Below are 16,525 nucleotides of genomic sequence, written 5' to 3'. Positions count from 1 at the left end.
TCCCTGCCGTCTCAGGCGGCGGCTGCGTCTTGCAGCGTCTGGCGCGTGGCCTGGGCGGCGGTGCGCGCGGCGGCAGCGAAGTCGTCGCCCTGCGATGCATAGAGCACCGCACGCGAGGAATTGATGATGATGGGGCCGCCGCCGATGCGCGCCGCCTTGACCGTGGCCACGGCATCGCCCCCCTGGGCGCCCACGCCGGGAATCAGCAGCGGCAGCGAGGGCGCGAATTCACGCACGCGCTCGATTTCCTGCGGGCGCGTGGCGCCCACCACCAGGCCGAGCTGGCCGTTGGTGTTCCAGGGGCCTTGCGCCAGGCGCGCCACATGCTCGAACAGGTGGGGCTGGCCCGGCAGGTCGGCCAGGCGCTGGGCCTGCAGGTCGTCGCCGCCGGGGTTGGAGGTGCGGCACAGCAGGAAGGCGCCCTTGCCCTCGTACTGCAGGTAGGGCGTGATGGAGTCGAAGCCCATGAAGGGCGACAGGGTCACGGCGTCGGCGCCGTAGCGCTCGAAGGCTTCCTTGGCGTACTGCTCGGCGGTGGAGCCGATGTCGCCGCGCTTGGCGTCCAGGATGATGGGCACATGGGGCGCGACGGCGCGCATGTGGGCCATGAGCTTTTCCAGCTGGTCTTCGGCGCGGTGGGCCGCGAAGTAGGCGATCTGGGGCTTGAAGGAGTTCACCAGGTCGGCCGTGGCCTCGACGATGGCGGCGCAGAATTCGTAGATTTTGCTTGCATCGCCGCGCATGGCCGCAGGAAAGCGGCTGGGTTCGGGGTCCAGGCCCACGCACAGCATGGATTGGTTCTGGGCGGTGGCATTGCGCAGCATGTCGAGAAAGGTCATGGGGCGCGATTTTAGCGATCGGCCCTTCCCGGGGCCTGTCGCCGGGCATCCAGCGGGTTTGGCGGCCCATGGGCACAATCGGCGGCCTATGCCTGCCTTCACCGCCCGACAAATCCTTTTGCTGATCGCGCTGACCCTGATCTGGGGCATCAACTGGCCGGTGATGAAGCTGGGCGTGCAGCATTTCCCGCCGCTGAGTTTCCGCATGGCCTCGATGTGGGTGGGGCTGCCCATCCTGGCGGCCTTCGTGGTCTGGCGCCGCCTGCCGCTGGCCGTGCCGCGCGCCTGTTGGCCCCGGCTGGCGCAGCTGACGCTGTTCAACATGGTGCTGTGGAACAGCCTGATCATCATTGCCATCCCCATGCTGTCCAGCGGGCGGGCGGCCATCCTGGGCTACACCATGCCCATCTTCTCGGCCGTGCTGGGCAGCCTGTTCTTCCATGACCGGCTGGCGCCGCGTGCCTGGGCGGGTGTGGCGGCGGCCTTGGCGGGCGTGCTCCTGCTGCTGTGGCACGAGGTCGGCGCCCTGGGCAGCCGCCCCATCGGCGTGGGCCTGATGCTGGCCGCCGCGCTGAGCTGGGCCTTCGGCACGCAGAAGCTGCGCCGCGCCGAGGTGCCCGTGCCCCTGCTGACGATGACGCTGTGGATGGTGGCGCTGACCGCGCTGACGCTCACGGTGCTGGCCTTCGTCTTCGAGCGCCACCAGTGGCACTGGCCCGATGCCCAGGCCACGGGCGCCATCGTCTTCAACGGCGTGCTGGTGCTGGGCTTTGGCCAGACGGTCTGGTTCTTCCTGGCGCGCAGCCTGCCGCCCGTGGCGTCCACGCTGAGCGTGATGATGATCCCCGTGCTGGGCGTGTTCAGCGGCGCCTGGTGGCTGGGCGAGGTGCTGCACTGGCAGGACTGGACGGCCGTGGCGCTGATGGTGGTGGCCATCGCCTCGGTGCTGTGGCCGGCGCGCGGCCGCTGAGGGCAAGCAGGGGAAGGTCGGGAGAAGAAGACGCAGCCTGACTGCCCACACGGGCGCAGTCAGGCTGCAGGGCCTCAGCGTTGCGCCGTGGCCGGGGCGCCCAGCAGGCGCTGGATGTCGATGTTGTTGGGCAGCGCGTAGTCGTGGCTGCGCACGATGCGGCTGTCGTCGGTACGAACCAGCTTCAGGCTCACATAGGTGTACTTGGCAGCCGCCGAGTACGTGCCCACCAGGACCAGGGCCGCATTGTGGTTGCGGGCGATGTCCTTGATCTCGCGCGACAGCAGCAGCTCGCCCGTGCCTTCCTTGACGTACACATCGCCGCGCAGCTTCAGCTCCTTGACGTTGTAGCCCTTGGCGGACAGCTGGGAGGCGTATAGCTCGCTGAGCGTGCGGCCCAGGGGGGCAGAGCGCGTCAGGTCGTTGACGTTGACCACGGTGGCCACGAGCACGGGCGCCTCGCCCAGTTCCTCGGTGTTCAGGCCCTTGACCAGCTCGTCCACGGCAGCGCGGCTGCTGGCGATGAAGGGGTTGGCTGCGGCCGACTGGTAGGTGGGCTCGCCACGGCGTGCGGCCGAGAACTCGGGCGAAGGCGCGGGGGCGGGCACGGCGCAGGCGGACAGCAGGGCCGCCGCAGCCAGCGCGGCCGGCAGGAGGGGCGTGCGCAGCGTCATTGGCCCACCACCTTCAGGTTCTTGGCGGGGAATTCGGGGCGCTCGTCCTCGGCCGTGAACAGCACGGCGTCGCTCTTTTCGAGGTAGTAGACGTCGGTCTTGCGCGCCAGGTACTGGTTGTTGCGCACCACCGTCGTCGTCAGCACGAGTTCGGGGTTGGGCAGGCGCTTGCCGTGGCGCACGACCTGGGCGCCGTAGCTCACCTGCAGCTGGGCCTGGGCCGGCTGCAGCATGACGGTCACGCCGCTTTGCACGAGCTTGGTGATGATCAGCTCACGAAAGCCCTTGTCGAACGGGCTGGGCTCGGCCGGCAGGGCCACGTGGACCGGCGTGGTGCGCTCGATGCCGGTCTTTTGCAGTGTCTCCAGCGTCTTGGCGACGACATCGTTGGCCACGGAGTCCCAGTGGCCGGCAGCGCCGATCTTGGGCTGGGCCGTGGCTTCGAAGTAGCTGGTCATCGGTGCATTGACGCAGCCCGCCAGGGCCAGGCAGAGGCCCGCCAGGGCCAGGCCGCCGGCGGATTTGAACGATCGCATGGATTTCTCCTCGGTGCGGGGGCGCGCTGCGGCGGATTGCTGCAGCTGCGCAAAGTGTCGATTGTGGCTTCGCCGCGAGGCACTGACAAGAAAGTGCCCCGTATCCGGATGTTGCCGTGCTCAGCCGTTGGCGCGCTTTTGCAGGATCTCGAAGGCAGGCAGGGTCTTGCCTTCCAGCACCTCCAGGAAGGCGCCGCCGCCCGTGGAGATGTAGCCGACCTTGTCCTCGATGCCGTACTTGGCGATGGCGGCCAGGGTATCGCCGCCACCGGCGATGCTGAAGGCGTCGGACTCGGCAATCGCCTGGGCCACGACCTTGGTGCCGTTGGCGAACTGGTCGAACTCGAACACGCCCATGGGGCCGTTCCAGACGATGGTGCCGGCCTTGCGCAGTTGCTCGGCCAGGCGGGCGGCAGTCTCGGGGCCGATGTCCAGGATCATGTCGTCGTCAGCCACTTCGGTGGCCTTCTTGACGGTGGCGGGCGCGTCGGCCGCAAAGGTCTTGGAGACCACCACGTCGGTGGGAATCGGCACCTCGGCGCCGCGTGCGGCCATGGCGTCGATCACGGCGCGGGCCTCGCCGACCAGGTCGGCCTCGGCCAGGCTCTTGCCGATCTTCAGGCCCGCCGCCAGCATGAAGGTGTTGGCAATGCCGCCGCCCACGATGAGCTGGTCCACGTTCTTGGCCAGCGACTGCAGGATGGTCAGCTTGGTCGACACCTTGGAGCCGGCCACGATGGCGGCCAGCGGGCGGCGCGGGTTGGCCAGGGCCTTGGTGATGGCGTCGATCTCGGCCGACAGCAGCGGTCCCGCGCAGGCAATGGGCGCGAACTGGGCGATGCCGTAGGTGGTTCCCTCGGCACGGTGGGCAGTGCCGAAGGCGTCGTGCACGAAGATGTCGCACAGCGCGGCCAGCTTGCGGGCCAGTTCTTCCTTGTTCTTCTTCTCGCCCACGTTCACGCGGCAGTTCTCCAGCAGCACGACCTGGCCGGGCGCCACCTGCACGCCGTCCACCCAGTCGGCGACCAGGGGCACTTCGCGGCCCAGCAGCTCGCCCAGGCGGCGGGCCACGGGCGCCAGCGAATCGGCGGGCTTGAACTCGCCTTCGGTGGGGCGGCCCAGGTGGCTGGTCACCATCACGGCGGCGCCGGCCTTCAGTGCCATCTCGATGGCGGGCACGGAGGCGCGCACGCGCGTGTCCTCGGTGATCTCGCCAGCATCGTTCAGGGGCACGTTGAGGTCGGCGCGGATGAAGACGCGCTGGCCCTGGGCCTTGCCCTGGGCGCACAGATCGGAGAAACGGAGAATGTTCATGACGGCGGCGTTGCGATCGGTGGCGATCGCCATGGAATTGAAACGAAAAAGAGGTAAAGCGCGGCCATTGTAGGCGGCGTGCCCGCCCTGGCAGCGGGCGGGCGCACCGGCGATCCGGGGCATCGGGAGCGCCTGTAATCCGGTTTCAGCCGGGCAGCCGGGCGCTCTCGGTCGCTCTCGGCCGCGCTGCGCCTACCAGCCCAGGCCGATATGCAGTGGCAGATAGACCGCCATGCCAAGCGCGATCGTTCCCATGATGCTGCGCTTGTAAAAAAAATACATGACCGCGCAAGCCAGGGCCGGCAGGCGCGCATCGACCACGGTGGAGATCAGCCGGCCGTTGGTCATCACGATCTCGGGCGCAATCACGGCCGCCAGGGCCGCCAGCGGCGCGTACTTGAGGCCGCGCTTGAGCCATTGCGGCAAGGGCACCTCGCGCTCGGGAATCAGGAAGAAGGCGCGTGTGAACAGCGTGATGGCCGCCAGGCCCACGCAGGCCAGCCAGGGCCACAGCCAGGACAGATCCATCAGAGCGTTTCCTTTTCCTTGGTTTGCACGGGCCGGGCGTCTTCGTCCAGCGGCAGCCGGGCATGGCGCTCGCCATGGGCTGTATCGGGCGGGAGAATCACCGGGCCTGGCTCCTCTTTTTCAGGCGCCTGCAGTGCGCGCAGGCGCTGCTGCAGCGATTCCGCCAGCAGGCCTGCGGCCACGGCTGCCGCGATGGCCACGAGGATATTGAGCTTGAGCGGCAGCGCAAAGGCCGCCACGGCCGCGCTGGCTGCAACCACGCCTGCCACCCAGGTGGCACGGTCGTTGAGCATGGACAGCAGCACGCCCATCAGGGCCAGCACGCCCGCAAAGCCCAGGCCCCAGGACAGGGGCACCTGGTCGGCCAGCAGGATGCCCAGCGTGGACGGGATCTGCCAGGCCAGCCAGTTGGTCGATGCGGCACCCCAGAAATAGGGCAGCTGCTCGGGCTGGGGCCGGGCATCGGGGTAGCGCTTCATGAAGCCCACGAAGATCACGTCGCCGCTGAAATAGGCGATGGCCAGGCGGTGGCGCAGGCGCAGGTGGGCAAAGTAGCTGCGCCACATGCTGCTGAGGATGACGAAGCGCAGGTTCACGCAGATGGCCGTGAACCAGACCACCCACATGGGCGCGCCCACGGCCATCAGCGGCAGCACGGCCAGCTGGGCACTGCCGGCATAGACCAGCAGGCCCATGAACAGCGCCAGGGGCAGGGACATGCCGCTCTTGATCATGGCCACGCCCGTGACCAGGCCCCAGGCGCCTATGCCCAGCGCCGTGCCCGACATGTCGCGCACGCCGGTCATGAAGGCGGGATCGCGCGCAATGCCGCGTGCGCGTTCCACCAGGGGCTGCAGGTTCATGGCGTGCCGCCGCTGGCAGCACCGTCCAGGATGGCTCCTTCAGGCAGATCGAAGCCGCGCAGGAAATCGCCTGCCGCCAGCCGCTTGCCGCCCGCGCGCTGCAGCAGCGTCATGCACAGCACGCCCTGGCCGCAGGCCACGCGCACGCCGTCGGCGCCTGCGGACAGCACGGTGCCGGGCACTGCCGCCGCCACGGCGGCGGCGGGGTCGGCGTGAGCCTCCCAGACCTTGATGGATTCATCGCCGTACTGCGTGGCGCCGCCCGGGAAGGGATTGAAGGCGCGCAGGCGCCGGGCAATGGCCTCGGCATCCTGGCGCCAGTCGATCTGGCTTTCGGCCTTTTCGATCTTGTGCGCGTAGTTCACGCCCTCGGCGGGCTGGGGCGTGCGCGGCAGGCCGCCGCAGGCGCTCATCTCCAGCGCCTCGACGATGAGGCGCCCGCCCAGGTCGGCCAGCTTGTCGTGCAGGCTGGCCGTGGTGTCGTCGGCGGTGATGGGCAGGCGCTCGACCAGGCACATGTCGCCCGTGTCCAGGCCGGCGTCCATCTGCATGATGGTGACTCCGGTCTCGGCATCGCCGGCCTCGATGGCGCGATGGATGGGCGCGGCGCCGCGCCAGCGCGGCAGCAGGCTGGCGTGGATGTTCAGGCAGCCGCGCGGGGGCGTATCGAGCACCCACTGCGGCAGGATCAGCCCGTAGGCGGCCACGACCATGACATCGGCCTGGGCCGCTTCGATGGCGGCGCGGGCGGCGGCGGCCTCTTCGGGGTATTTGCCGTCCAGGCGCAGGCTGCGCGGCTGGGCCACGGCAATGCCATGCCCCAGCGCGCACTGCTTGACGGGCGAGGCCTGCAGCTTCATGCCACGCCCGGCGGGACGGTCGGGCTGGGTCAGCACCAGGGGAACGGTGAAGCCCGCGGCGAGCAGGCGTTCAAGGGCAACGCGCGCGAACTCGGGCGTGCCGGCAAAAATGACTCTCATGCAATCCAGTAGGGACGGTGGGGACGGTGTGCAGGCTCAACGCCGATCGTCGTCATTGAACACTTCGTCGGTGAACATCACGCGGCGCACCACGCCGGCGGGGTCGATATGCACATGGGCCTGGCGGCGAATGCCATTTTCCAGGATACGGTAGGTCCAGATGTCGCCGTTGAAACTGTAGACCCTCTCGATCAGCGCAGGCGGGCCGAAGAGCTGGCGTACGCTTTCCCGGGTGTCCTCGCCATTGCGCAGGGCGTGGAAGCGTTCGATGGTGAGCGCCTGCTCCACGCGCACCAGGCGCTGGCTGGCGTCGAAATCCATGTGATAGACCTGCTGGCCTGCAGGCTGCCAGCTGTAGACCAGGCGCGTGCCGCCGCCGTCCAGCGGCAGGCTCAGGGTCGGGCGGCCCATGGATCGCTCGATGTCGGCCCGTGGCGTGCCGGGCTTTTGCCACTCGGGTACGGTGCAGCCGGCCAGCAGCAGGGACAGGGCCAGCAGCGCCCAGGCAACGAGGCCCGCGCCGTCCATCTTCCAGCGCGGCATGAAGCGAGGCGCTGGCAGGCGGGTCATGCGCGTTCTGCCTGTTTCTGCTGCTTGAGCAACTTGGTCTTGATGCGGTTGCGCTTGAGCGGCGACAGGTATTCGACGAAGACCTTGCCCATCAGGTGGTCCATCTCGTGCTGGATGCAGATGGCCTTGAAGCCTTCGGCCTCGATGATGCGTTCGTTGCCGTTCTCGTCCAGCGCCTTGACCTTGATGGCCGTGGAGCGTTCGACACCGTCGTAGATGCCGGGCACGGACAGACAGCCTTCCTCGCCCAATTGCTTCTCGTCGCTGGCCCAGAGCAGCTCGGGGTTGATCAGCGCAAAGGGCTCGTCGCGGCCTTCGGAGACATCGACCACGACCACGCGTTCATGCACATTCACCTGGGTGGCGGCCAGTCCCACGCCCTGGGCGTCATACATGGTGGCGTACATGTCCTGGACCAGTTGGCGAATGCGGTCATCGACCTTGGCGACCGGCTTGGCGACGGTGTGCAGGCGGGGGTCGGGATAGCAAAGAATGGGCAGAATGGACATGGCGTGGTCGGTGAATGTCGTTATTTTCGCCACTTTTCTGCCTGGGCGCAGCGGGACGACGCAATAAGCGTTGCCCTCTCATGGCCTTGCACGCAGAATCTTTGCTGATTTGTAAGACCTGTATGGCCGTTCATGACAAGATCGGCCGTGCCGCAGTGCCTAGGAGGGACGCTGTGTCAGACACAAGAAGAGGAATTCCATGACTGCATTCGCCACAGCTCGTACCTGGACTGTTGCCTCGGCCCTGATCGCCGCGTGTGCGGCGGCCCACGCGCAGCAGTATCCGGTGACGCCATCGCAGCGCTCGGCAGCCCAGCAGGTGGCGCAGCAGGGCGTTCCCGTGGGTGAGCTGGCGCCCGATGCGCCCGACAGCTACACCGTCAAGCGCGGCGACACGCTGTGGGGCATCTCCGGCATGTTCCTGCGCCGTCCCTGGCGCTGGCCCGAGCTGTGGGGCATGAACATGCAGGCCATCGCCAACCCCCATCTCATCTATCCGGGCCAGGTGCTGTACCTGGACAAGCGTGACGGCTACGCCCGCCTGAGCACGGCCCGCCCCATGGGCGATGGCGGAGAGCCCGGCGTGGTCCGCATCACTCCGAGCACGCGCAGCGAATCCCTGGCCCAGGCGGCCCTGCCCACGCTGCAGCCCCATCTGATCGAGCCCTTCCTGGCCGAGCCCCTGGTCGTCGATGCCGAAACGCTGCTGCGCGCGCCCCGCCTGATCGCCACCACGGACGAGCGCGTGCTCATGGCCAGCGGCGACCGCGCCTATGCACGCGGCACCGCCGAGGCGCCGCTGCGCAAGGGCGACGGCCTGCCGCGCCAGTACCGCGTCTTCCGCGATGCCGTGGCGCTCAAGGATCCCATCTCCGGCGAGGTGCTGGGCTATGAGGCCAAGTACCTGGGCCTGGCCGATCTCATCGAGGGCGAGACCACGCTGGAGATCGTCGACAGCAAGGGCGAAAAGCACCAGCAGAACTCTCCCGCCACGGTGGACCTGTCGCGTTCCAAGACCGAAATGCGCGCCGGCGACCGCCTGCTGCCCGCGCCCGAGCGCAGCTACATGAACTACGCGCCCCACGCGCCGCAACAGGCAGTGAAGGCCCATGTGGTTTCCCTGTACGGTGATCAGGCCGTGCGCTGGGCGGCCAACAACCAGGTCATTGCCATCAACAAGGGCACGCAGGACGGCATGGACGTGGGCACGGTGCTGGAGCTGATACGCCGCGGCGCACGCATCGTGGACAAGACGGGCGAGAAAAAGGAAGAGGTGCAACTGCCCGACGAACACAACGGCCATGCCATGGTGTTCCGGACCTTCGATCGCGTCTCCTACGCGCTGATCCTGGAGGCGCGGCGCGGTGTCGAGGTCGGCGACAGCCTGACCTCGCCGGCTCCTTGAGCCACCACGGCCTGCCGGCAGCGCCATGGCGGCCGCCCTGCAGTCCACGGACCGGTTGGCTCCTGACGAACTCTCTGCCTGGCTCCGGCTGCTGCTGACGCCCGGAGTGGGCCGCACCACGGCCCGGCGTCTGTTGGCGGCCTGCGGTGGTGCGCAGGACATCTGGAGCGGCCCGCCGTCCGCCTGGCACGGACTGGTGACCGCCGCTCAGGCCCATGCCCTGCAGACCGTGCCCCAGCGCCTGGACCAGCTTGTGGCGGCCACGGCGCAATGGCTGGACCAGCCCGCTTCCGGGCAGTTGCATGCCGTGCTTGCGCTGGGCCATCCCCAGTATCCGCAGGCGCTGCTGCAGACCGAAGATCCGCCGCTGCTGCTGCATGTGCAGGGCAGCGAGCGCTGCATGACAGGTTCTGGCCCCTGGTTCCCTTATCCACAGTCCCTGGCCATGGTCGGCAGCCGCGGGCCGACGGTCCAGGGCGCGGCCAACGCGCGTGCCATGGCGCAGGCGCTGGCCGAGGCCGGCCTGTGCATCGTCTCCGGACTGGCGCAAGGCGTGGATGGCGCGGCCCATGAAGGCGCGCTGCGCGCGGCGCCACGCCTGGGCGGACTGGGTGCTCCCGTCACCATTGCCGTCGTCGGCACGGGCCTGGACCAGGTCTACCCGCGGCGCCATGCCGCCCTGGCTCGCGAAGTGGCCAGCCACGGGCTGATCGTCAGCGAATATCCGCTGGGCACCGGCCCCATGGCCGCGCACTTTCCACAGCGCAATCGCATCATCGCGGGCCTGTCCCAGGGCACGCTGGTGGTCGAGGCGGCCCTGCAGTCGGGCTCGCTGATCACGGCCAGGCTGGCCAGCGAACAGGGCCGCGAAGTCTTTGCCATTCCTGGCTCCATCCACGCGCCCCAGTCTCGCGGCTGCCATGCGCTGCTGCGCCAGGGCGCCAAGCTCGTGGAAACGGCGCAGGACGTGCTCGATGAGCTGCAGGGCACGGCCGCGCGCCTGCCGCTTCCCAAGCCCGTACCGGCAGCGGCAGCTTTCCAGTCCGCCCAGGACCCTGAGAGCGACGCCACCCTGCGCGCCCTGGCCCACGACCCGCTGTCGCTGGACGAGCTCATGGACCGCACAGGCATGGACGCCTCAGCCCTGCAGGCCCGCCTGCTGGAGCTGGAACTGGAAGGCCGCGTGGAACGCCTGCCCGGCGGCCTGTTCCAGCGCCTGGCCCAGGCCTGATCTCAAAAACTGGCGCGTCCCCAAGCGGGAGATGCCGAGCAAGAGCCGCCTCGCGGTGGGGGCGCCTAGCCGATGGCATCGTCCCCCTCCCCCGCGAAGCGGGTAGAGAGGCGCCGTGCCCCGGGGGAAGGCGCGTAGCGCCTCAGGGGGAGCTTAGCCTTTCAGGGTTCGCCTGAATCTTCTGCAGCGCATCCCGCGTCGCGCGCACGGTGAGCGCCTCCTCGTCATGCACGGCCAGCAGGCCGGACTGCAGGTAGGAGGCCATGCGCCGCAGCTGCAGCAGGTGGCAGGTGCCATCGAGCGCGGCGAACAGGTGCAGTTGCTTGCGGCGGCTGCGCCAGGTGTATTGCACCTGGATGCGCGCGCCGTTGTGGTCCAGGGTGAACCAGCGGCCCGTCTCCAGAGAGGCCGCCCATTCCAGCATCACCGGCTCCACGGCCGTGTTCGTGCTCGGGATGACGTTGAGGCCGGCCGTGTCCACGCCCAGGATCATCTCGATGTTCTCGGGCGACAGCGGCATGTCCTCGTCGAGCATGCCGTCTTCATTGATGTACTGCTCCAGATGGGCCAGCCGCTGCGCCATGGCCTCGATGCGGGCCGGGGCGATGGTCGCGGTCTTGGAGACAAAGGCCTCGGCCAGCGTGTCGGTGACCAGCTTGATGCGCGTGGACTGGGCGTCGCCCGTGACACCGATCAGGGCCAGTCCTTCGCGCAGGGTCTGCAAAAGCGTCGGCAGCGTCTGGATCACGCGCGAGCGTTCCTGGCGCGTGGGCTTGGCGCTGGCGGCCCAGACCAGTTCGCTGGCGGCCTGCTTGAAGCGCATGGTGCGCGCGTCCTTGGCGCCGTGGCGCACGGCGGCCAGGGCCAGCACCTCGGTCCAGGTCTTGAACAGGAACTCGCGGATCTCCTTGCGCACCGGCATGTCGGTGAGCAGGTGGCGCAGCTCGATCGTGTATTGGATGGCCAGGGTTTCCTTTTGCTCCACCTGCTGGGCCACGGTGACGATCTTGGCCTTGTCCTGCGACTGGGTCAGGTAGCGCGCCAGGAAATCCTCGAACTCGCGCAGCACCAGCACGAACACTTTCTGGCCCGTTTCGGGGTATTGCTCGATGACCTGGACGATGCGCCGGATCTCGGACTCCAGCGCGCTGCCGCTGATGCTGGAGGCGTCGAATCCCATCACGCAGGAGCCCAGGCGGTCGATCAGCAGCCGGGCCGGATGGCGCAGGTTGCTGAAGAATTCCGGCTCGGCCAGTGCCACGCGCAGCACCGGCACCTGCAGCCGGGCAAACCAGACCCGCACCGAGGGCGGAATGCGGTCCTCGGTCAGGATGGCCTGGAACATCAGGGCCACGATCTCGATGGTGGCCTTTTCGCCCGAGGTGGTGGCCTTGCGCTTGAGGTCGGCCGAACGTTCGCGCACCTGCCCGACCAGCTGGCCGATGGCAGCCGGACTGACATCGATGTGCAGCGTGGTCAGGCCCTGGGCCAGCATCTGCTGGTACTGCGTCTGGGCCACCACGCGCTGCTCCAGCAAGGCCTGGGTCAGCGCGGCCGATGCGGGCGCCTGGGGCATGCCTGCGCCCACACCGGGCACCAGGCCCTGCACGCCCACGCCCGGCTGCATGAGCAGGCGGCGCAACTGGCCCACGACTTCCTGGGCGCGGTGGCGTGCGCGCGAAAGGGTTGTCAGGCCTACGGGCATGGCGGGCATCGCCGGCATCTGGCCATGGGGGGGCGCCGCAGCGCCGGGCACGCCGCCCATCTGCGTGGGCGCATAGGCCGAGGAATGCTGTGATGCAGTGGCATGCTGCGAGGCCGCAGCAGGTGGCGCGGCGGTCTGGCCCAGGCCCATGGCGCGCGTGGAGTTGCCTGCCTCGGTGCGCCGCAAGCGCATGGCCACGTCCTGCGAGCGGGTGACGCCCTGGCCGTCCAGCAGCACATGGGCGGCCTGGTACTCGGTCACCAGCACGGGCGCCAGGGCCGTCTGCAGCAGGTCCAGCACGCGCTGCAGATCACCGCGCTGCAGGCCCGTGGCCAGCCATTGCTCGACCAGGTGCCGGCACACGGTTTCGGTACGCAGGATGTCGTCCGAGGGCAGCTCGCGGCCCTCGATGAACTGCATGCGCAGACGCAGCGTGTCGAAGGCCGGCGCTGCGGTCTCTCCCATGGCCAGGGCCATGCGGGAGGCCAGGATCTTGTTCTCCACCACATCGTCGCTGAGCAACTCGAACTGCAGCGCGCCGCGCTGCGGCACGGCGGCAGGCGCGGCTTTGGCCGGCTGCAGCGCGCCTTGCAGGGCCTGCATGCTGGCGTTCAGCCAGGCGCTCTGGTGCTGGCGGTAGTTGCCCCAGGCTTCACGCCGCTCCTGCATTTCGCGCTGCGTGCCCACGGCCTGGGCCTGTTGCTCCATCTGCGCCAGCAGCTGCTGGGCCACGCCGGGCAGGCCCTTGCACAGTCCTCGCACCCAATGCAAACGCGCCTGCTGGCCCAGCGAGGACTGGGGGCCAGCAGGCGCGTTGGAAGGGTGGGGCAGGGAGGGCATGCCCGGGAGTGTAAGCCGGTCCAGGGCTAAAACATCCGCTTACACGGTGGCGCCGGCGTTGGGGTCGTTGGGGTCCGTGGAAGCCTTGGGCGCCTTGATCAGATCCTCGCGCTTGACGCCCAGCCACATGGCGATGGCGGCGGCCACGAAGACCGAGGAATAGATGCCGAACAGGATGCCGATGGTCAGCGCCAGCGCGAAGTAGTGCAGGCTGGGACCGCCGAAGAAGAACATGGACAGCACCATGGCCTCGGTGGATGCGTGGGTGATGATGGTGCGGCTCATGGTGCTGGTGATGGCGTGGTCGATCACCTCGGTGGTGCTGAGCTTGCGGAACTTGCGGAAGGCTTCGCGGATACGGTCGAAGATCACGACCGACTCGTTGACCGAGTAGCCCAGCACGGCCAGCACGCCGGCCAGCACCGACAGCGAGAACTCCCATTGGAAGAACGCGAAGAAGCCCAGGATGATGATCACGTCGTGCAGGTTGGCGATCACGGCGGCCACGCCGAACTTCCACTCGAAGCGCATGGCCAGGTAGATCACGATGCCCAGCACCACGAAGCCCAGGGCCATCAGGCCGTTGTGCATGAGCTCGTCACCCACCTGCGGGCCCACGAACTCGGTGCGGCGCAGCGTGACTTCGGCGTCTTCCTTCTTGAGTGCCGTGAGTACTTGCTCGCTTTGCTGGGCCGAGGTCACGTCCTTTTGCACGGGCAGGCGGATCATCACGTCGCGCGATGTGCCGAAGTTCTGCACCGTGACATCGGCGTAGCCGAGGCCGGCGACCGTGTCGCGCACCTTGGCGATGTTGGCGGGCTGGGTATAGGCCACCTCCATCACGGTGCCGCCCGTGAATTCCACGGACAGGTGCAGGCCGCGGGTGAGCAGGAAGAACACGGCCAGCGCGAAGGTGATGAAGGACACCGCGTTGAGGATCAACGCGTACTTCATGAAGGGGATGTCTTTGCGGATGCGGAAGAACTCCATGGTCTTCCCCCTTTCAGTTGTTGGCGCCGGAATCGGCGACGCTGGATCCCTTGGCCGTCACCGAGCGCAGCTGGCTGGTGTCTTCAGGCTTCCAGACCTGGCCGATGGAAATGCTCTTGAGCTTCTTGCGGCGGCCGTACCAGAGGTTGACCAGGCCGCGCGAGAAGAACACGGCCGAGAACATGCTGGTCAGGATGCCGATGCAGTGCACCACGGCGAAGCCGCGCACCGGGCCGGAGCCGAAGGCCAGCAGCGCCAGGCCCGCGATCAGCGTGGTCACGTTCGAGTCCAGGATGGTGTGCCAGGCGTTCTCGTAGCCCGCATGGATGGCCGCCTGCGGCGACGCGCCGCCGCGCAGTTCCTCGCGGATGCGCTCGTTGATCAGCACGTTGGAGTCGATGGCCACGCCCAGCGCCAGCGCCATGGCGGCGATGCCGGGCAGGGTCAGCGTGGCCTGCAGCATGGACAGGATGGCCAGCAGCAGCAGCACGTTGACCGACAGCGCCACCGTGGAGATCACGCCGAACAGCAGGTAGTACACGCACATGAAGGCCGCGATGGCCACCAGGCCCCAGACCACGGAGTGGATGCCGCGGTTGATGTTGTCGGCGCCCAGGCTGGGGCCGATGGTGTATTCCTCGATGATCTCCATGGGCGCGGCCAGCGAGCCGGCGCGCAGCAGCAGGGCCGTGTCGTTGGCTTCCGCCGTGGTCATGCGGCCCGAGATCTGCACGCGTCCGCCGCCGATCTCGGTGCGGATCACGGGAGCCGTCACGACCTCGCCCTTGCCCTTTTCGAACAGGATGATGGCCATGCGCTTGCCCACGTTCTCGCGCGTGATGTCCTTGAAGATGCGTGCGCCCTTGGCATCCAGCACCAGGTTGACCGTGGGCTCCTGGGTCTGGCTGTCGAAGCCGGGCTGTGCGTCGGTGAGGTTCTCGCCGGTCAGCACGACCTGCTTTTGCACGATCACGGCCTGGGCGTTGCGGTCCAGGTAGCGCTCGGAGCCGAAGGGCACGGGGCCCGAACCCAGTTCGGCGCCGCGCGCCTCGGAGGATTCGTCGACCAGGCGCACTTCCAGCGTGGCCGTGCGGCCCAGGATGTCCTTGGCCTTGGCCGTGTCCTGCACGCCGGGCAGTTGCACGATGATGCGGTCCAGGCCCTGCTGCTGGATCACGGGCTCGGCCACGCCCAGCTCGTTGATACGGTTGTGCAGGGTGACGATGTTCTGCTTGAGCGCCTGCTCCTGCACCTTGCGCAGGGCTTCGGGCTTGATGGAGGCCAGCAGCTTGAAGCCTGCGCCATCCGGCTCGGAGGTGGCCGCCAGATCGGGGAACTGGTCGGAGACCAGGTTGCGCGCGGCCGTGAGCATGGCTTCGTCGCGCACGCGGATCTCGACGGTGTTGCCGTTGCGCGAGACGCCGCCGTGGCGGATGTTCTTGTCGCGCAGCGAGCTGCGCAGGTCGCCGGCAAAGGAGTCTGCCTTCTTGGTCAGGGCGGCGGCCATGTCCACCTGCAGCATGAAGTGCACGCCACCGCGCAGATCCAGCCCCAGGTACATGGGCTTGGCGCCGATGGCCGTGAGCCATTGCGGCGAGCGCGACACCAGGTTCAGGGCCACGATGTAGGCCGGGTCGTTGGCATCGGGGATCAGGGCCTTCTGGATCACGTCCTTGGCCTTGAGCTGCTCGTCGGGCGTGTTGAAGCGCGCGCGCACCGAGGTGCCTTCGATGGACAGGACGTCGGGCTTGACATCGGCAGCCTTCAAGGCCTCTTCGACTTTCTGCAGCACGGCGTTGTCCACCTTGATGGTGGCCTTGGCCGAGGAGACCTGCACCGCAGGCGCCTCACCGAAAAAATTGGGCAGGGTGTAGAGCACCCCTACCAGCAGCGCGATCACGATGATCGCGTACTTCCAGACCGGATATCGGTTCATGATCGCGCTCTTCGCTCTTTGTAGACAGCAACGCACAAAAGGGTGTGCTGCCGCCTGCGCGGTCCGCACACCCGCAAGACAGGGACAACGCTTACTTCAGCGTGTCCTTGGGCAGCACCTGGACGACGGCGCTGCGCTGGATCTGGACTTCCACACCCGAGGCGATCTCGATGTGCAGGAATTGCTCGGACATGCGCGTCACGCGGCCGATGATGCCGCCGGCCGTTGCCACTTCGTCACCCTTGGCCAGTGCCTCGATCATGGAGCGATGCTCCTTCTGGCGCTTCATCTGCGGACGGATCATCACGAAGTACAGCACCACGAACATCAGCGCCAGAGGCGCCATGCCCATCAACTGCGACATGAAGTCGCCACCGGAGGCTGCTGCTGCGGGTGCGGTCTGGGCAAAAGCGGAAGAAATAAACACGGGCAAGACTCCAGGATTGGAAGGTCGAAAAAGGGTCGCTGCGCACGCCGATATGCACGGGCCCGCGCAGGAGAACGGAGCATTGTATGCGTCAGCCCTGACCCACATGGGCTGCCAGGATCTGGCTGCTGCGGGTTTTTCGGCGACGATGGCTGCAACTGGCGGCCATCTGCCGTTTTTAAAGGGGCGGAGCGCGGTTTTTCGTGGT

General features: G+C 67.9%; 16 protein-coding genes. 3 read left to right on the top strand and 13 right to left on the bottom strand.

Going from position 1 to position 16,525, the window contains the following annotated elements; genetic code table 11:
• Positions 1-11: 11 nt before the first annotated feature.
• Entirely contained in the window at positions 12-839 is an 828-nt protein-coding gene (gene pyrF / locus HFGMBDPB_RS08655; protein WP_016449352.1) for an orotidine-5'-phosphate decarboxylase, read from the bottom strand.
• Between the two features lie 88 nt (positions 840-927).
• Here pyrF and HFGMBDPB_RS08650 point away from each other — a divergent pair, with 88 nt between their 5' ends.
• Entirely contained in the window at positions 928-1,809 is an 882-nt protein-coding gene (locus HFGMBDPB_RS08650) for a DMT family transporter (protein ID WP_074920912.1), read from the top strand.
• A gap of 74 nt (positions 1,810-1,883) precedes the next feature.
• On the opposite strand, the gene HFGMBDPB_RS08645 is transcribed toward HFGMBDPB_RS08650, so the two are convergent.
• From HFGMBDPB_RS08645 to def, 8 genes are all read right to left on the bottom strand, one after another.
• Positions 1,884-2,483 carry a FlgO family outer membrane protein gene (locus HFGMBDPB_RS08645; RefSeq protein ID WP_017407706.1) on the bottom strand — a complete coding sequence of 200 codons (600 nt, stop codon included), beginning with the start codon at positions 2,481-2,483 and terminating at the stop codon, positions 1,884-1,886.
• Positions 2,480-3,019: a hypothetical protein gene (locus HFGMBDPB_RS08640; RefSeq protein WP_016454259.1), complete on the bottom strand. Its 540-nt coding sequence runs from the start codon at positions 3,017-3,019 to the stop codon at positions 2,480-2,482. Before HFGMBDPB_RS08640 ends, HFGMBDPB_RS08645 begins: the two co-directional genes overlap by 4 nt.
• A gap of 120 nt (positions 3,020-3,139) precedes the next feature.
• A complete protein-coding gene (locus tag HFGMBDPB_RS08635) occupies positions 3,140-4,333 on the bottom strand; it encodes a phosphoglycerate kinase (RefSeq protein WP_026062985.1) in 1,194 nt (397 codons plus the stop codon).
• Positions 4,334-4,525: 192 nt separating this feature from the next.
• Complete coding sequence (locus HFGMBDPB_RS08630) at positions 4,526-4,861, bottom strand: AzlD domain-containing protein (RefSeq protein WP_012202761.1); 336 nt, start codon at positions 4,859-4,861, stop codon at positions 4,526-4,528.
• A complete protein-coding gene (locus HFGMBDPB_RS08625; protein ID WP_047218910.1) occupies positions 4,861-5,724 on the bottom strand; it encodes an AzlC family ABC transporter permease in 864 nt (287 codons plus the stop codon). Before HFGMBDPB_RS08625 ends, HFGMBDPB_RS08630 begins: the two co-directional genes overlap by 1 nt.
• The gene (gene fmt, locus HFGMBDPB_RS08620; protein ID WP_212645217.1) at positions 5,721-6,704 is read right to left on the bottom strand and encodes a methionyl-tRNA formyltransferase; all 984 of its coding nucleotides are present in this window, start codon (positions 6,702-6,704) and stop codon (positions 5,721-5,723) included. Before fmt ends, HFGMBDPB_RS08625 begins: the two co-directional genes overlap by 4 nt.
• 36 nt (positions 6,705-6,740) lie before the next feature.
• Positions 6,741-7,274 (bottom strand): hypothetical protein, encoded by a 534-nt coding sequence (locus tag HFGMBDPB_RS08615; RefSeq protein WP_016449359.1) that lies wholly within the window; start codon positions 7,272-7,274, stop codon positions 6,741-6,743.
• Complete coding sequence (def, locus tag HFGMBDPB_RS08610; protein WP_016449360.1) at positions 7,271-7,783, bottom strand: peptide deformylase; 513 nt, start codon at positions 7,781-7,783, stop codon at positions 7,271-7,273. The genes HFGMBDPB_RS08615 and def overlap by 4 nt, the downstream gene beginning before the upstream one ends.
• Positions 7,784-7,982: 199 nt before the next feature.
• Here def and HFGMBDPB_RS08605 point away from each other — a divergent pair, with 199 nt between their 5' ends.
• Positions 7,983-9,188, top strand: coding sequence for a LysM peptidoglycan-binding domain-containing protein (locus HFGMBDPB_RS08605; RefSeq protein WP_212645216.1), 1,206 nt, complete (start codon positions 7,983-7,985; stop codon positions 9,186-9,188).
• Positions 9,189-9,213: 25 nt separating this feature from the next.
• Positions 9,214-10,419, top strand: a complete 1,206-nt coding sequence (dprA, locus tag HFGMBDPB_RS08600; RefSeq protein WP_212645215.1) for a DNA-processing protein DprA — start codon at positions 9,214-9,216, stop codon at positions 10,417-10,419.
• A 142-nt stretch (positions 10,420-10,561) separates the two neighbouring features.
• Here the strand turns inward: dprA and HFGMBDPB_RS08595 are convergent, their stop codons facing one another.
• From HFGMBDPB_RS08595 to yajC, 4 genes are all read right to left on the bottom strand, one after another.
• The gene (locus HFGMBDPB_RS08595; RefSeq protein WP_212645214.1) at positions 10,562-12,964 is read right to left on the bottom strand and encodes a DUF1631 family protein; all 2,403 of its coding nucleotides are present in this window, start codon (positions 12,962-12,964) and stop codon (positions 10,562-10,564) included.
• Between the two features lie 39 nt (positions 12,965-13,003).
• Complete coding sequence (gene secF, locus HFGMBDPB_RS08590; RefSeq protein WP_016449364.1) at positions 13,004-13,954, bottom strand: protein translocase subunit SecF; 951 nt, start codon at positions 13,952-13,954, stop codon at positions 13,004-13,006.
• A 13-nt stretch (positions 13,955-13,967) separates the two neighbouring features.
• Positions 13,968-15,890, bottom strand: coding sequence for a protein translocase subunit SecD (gene secD, locus HFGMBDPB_RS08585; RefSeq protein WP_016449365.1), 1,923 nt, complete (start codon positions 15,888-15,890; stop codon positions 13,968-13,970).
• 91 nt (positions 15,891-15,981) lie between these two features.
• Entirely contained in the window at positions 15,982-16,317 is a 336-nt protein-coding gene (gene yajC, locus HFGMBDPB_RS08580) for a preprotein translocase subunit YajC (RefSeq protein ID WP_016449366.1), read from the bottom strand.
• Between the last annotated feature and the right edge of the window lie 208 nt (positions 16,318-16,525).

It is taken from the genome of Delftia sp. PE138 (genome assembly GCF_018320755.1).
Classification (GTDB): Bacteria; Pseudomonadota; Gammaproteobacteria; order Burkholderiales; family Burkholderiaceae_C; genus Comamonas; species Comamonas tsuruhatensis.
Note: the sequence above shows the minus strand (reverse complement) of the source record. Positions and strands in the feature narration are given on the sequence as shown.

What these genes read in the sequence shown, in the direction of transcription:
- HFGMBDPB_RS08625 (WP_047218910.1), bottom strand. Translation starts at nt 5,724, where the DNA reads ATGAACCTGCAGCCCCTGGTGGAACGCGCACGCGGCATTGCGCGCGAT.
- HFGMBDPB_RS08640 (WP_016454259.1), bottom strand. Translation starts at nt 3,019, where the DNA reads ATGCGATCGTTCAAATCCGCCGGCGGCCTGGCCCTGGCGGGCCTCTGC.
- HFGMBDPB_RS08605 (WP_212645216.1), top strand. Translation starts at nt 7,983, where the DNA reads ATGACTGCATTCGCCACAGCTCGTACCTGGACTGTTGCCTCGGCCCTG.
- dprA (WP_212645215.1), top strand. Translation starts at nt 9,214, where the DNA reads ATGGCGGCCGCCCTGCAGTCCACGGACCGGTTGGCTCCTGACGAACTC.
- HFGMBDPB_RS08645 (WP_017407706.1), bottom strand. Translation starts at nt 2,483, where the DNA reads ATGACGCTGCGCACGCCCCTCCTGCCGGCCGCGCTGGCTGCGGCGGCC.
- fmt (WP_212645217.1), bottom strand. Translation starts at nt 6,704, where the DNA reads ATGAGAGTCATTTTTGCCGGCACGCCCGAGTTCGCGCGCGTTGCCCTT.
- HFGMBDPB_RS08650 (WP_074920912.1), top strand. Translation starts at nt 928, where the DNA reads ATGCCTGCCTTCACCGCCCGACAAATCCTTTTGCTGATCGCGCTGACC.
- HFGMBDPB_RS08615 (WP_016449359.1), bottom strand. Translation starts at nt 7,274, where the DNA reads ATGACCCGCCTGCCAGCGCCTCGCTTCATGCCGCGCTGGAAGATGGAC.
- HFGMBDPB_RS08595 (WP_212645214.1), bottom strand. Translation starts at nt 12,964, where the DNA reads ATGCCCTCCCTGCCCCACCCTTCCAACGCGCCTGCTGGCCCCCAGTCC.
- secF (WP_016449364.1), bottom strand. Translation starts at nt 13,954, where the DNA reads ATGGAGTTCTTCCGCATCCGCAAAGACATCCCCTTCATGAAGTACGCG.
- def (WP_016449360.1), bottom strand. Translation starts at nt 7,783, where the DNA reads ATGTCCATTCTGCCCATTCTTTGCTATCCCGACCCCCGCCTGCACACC.
- secD (WP_016449365.1), bottom strand. Translation starts at nt 15,890, where the DNA reads ATGAACCGATATCCGGTCTGGAAGTACGCGATCATCGTGATCGCGCTG.
- HFGMBDPB_RS08635 (WP_026062985.1), bottom strand. Translation starts at nt 4,333, where the DNA reads ATGAACATTCTCCGTTTCTCCGATCTGTGCGCCCAGGGCAAGGCCCAG.
- pyrF (WP_016449352.1), bottom strand. Translation starts at nt 839, where the DNA reads ATGACCTTTCTCGACATGCTGCGCAATGCCACCGCCCAGAACCAATCC.
- HFGMBDPB_RS08630 (WP_012202761.1), bottom strand. Translation starts at nt 4,861, where the DNA reads ATGGATCTGTCCTGGCTGTGGCCCTGGCTGGCCTGCGTGGGCCTGGCG.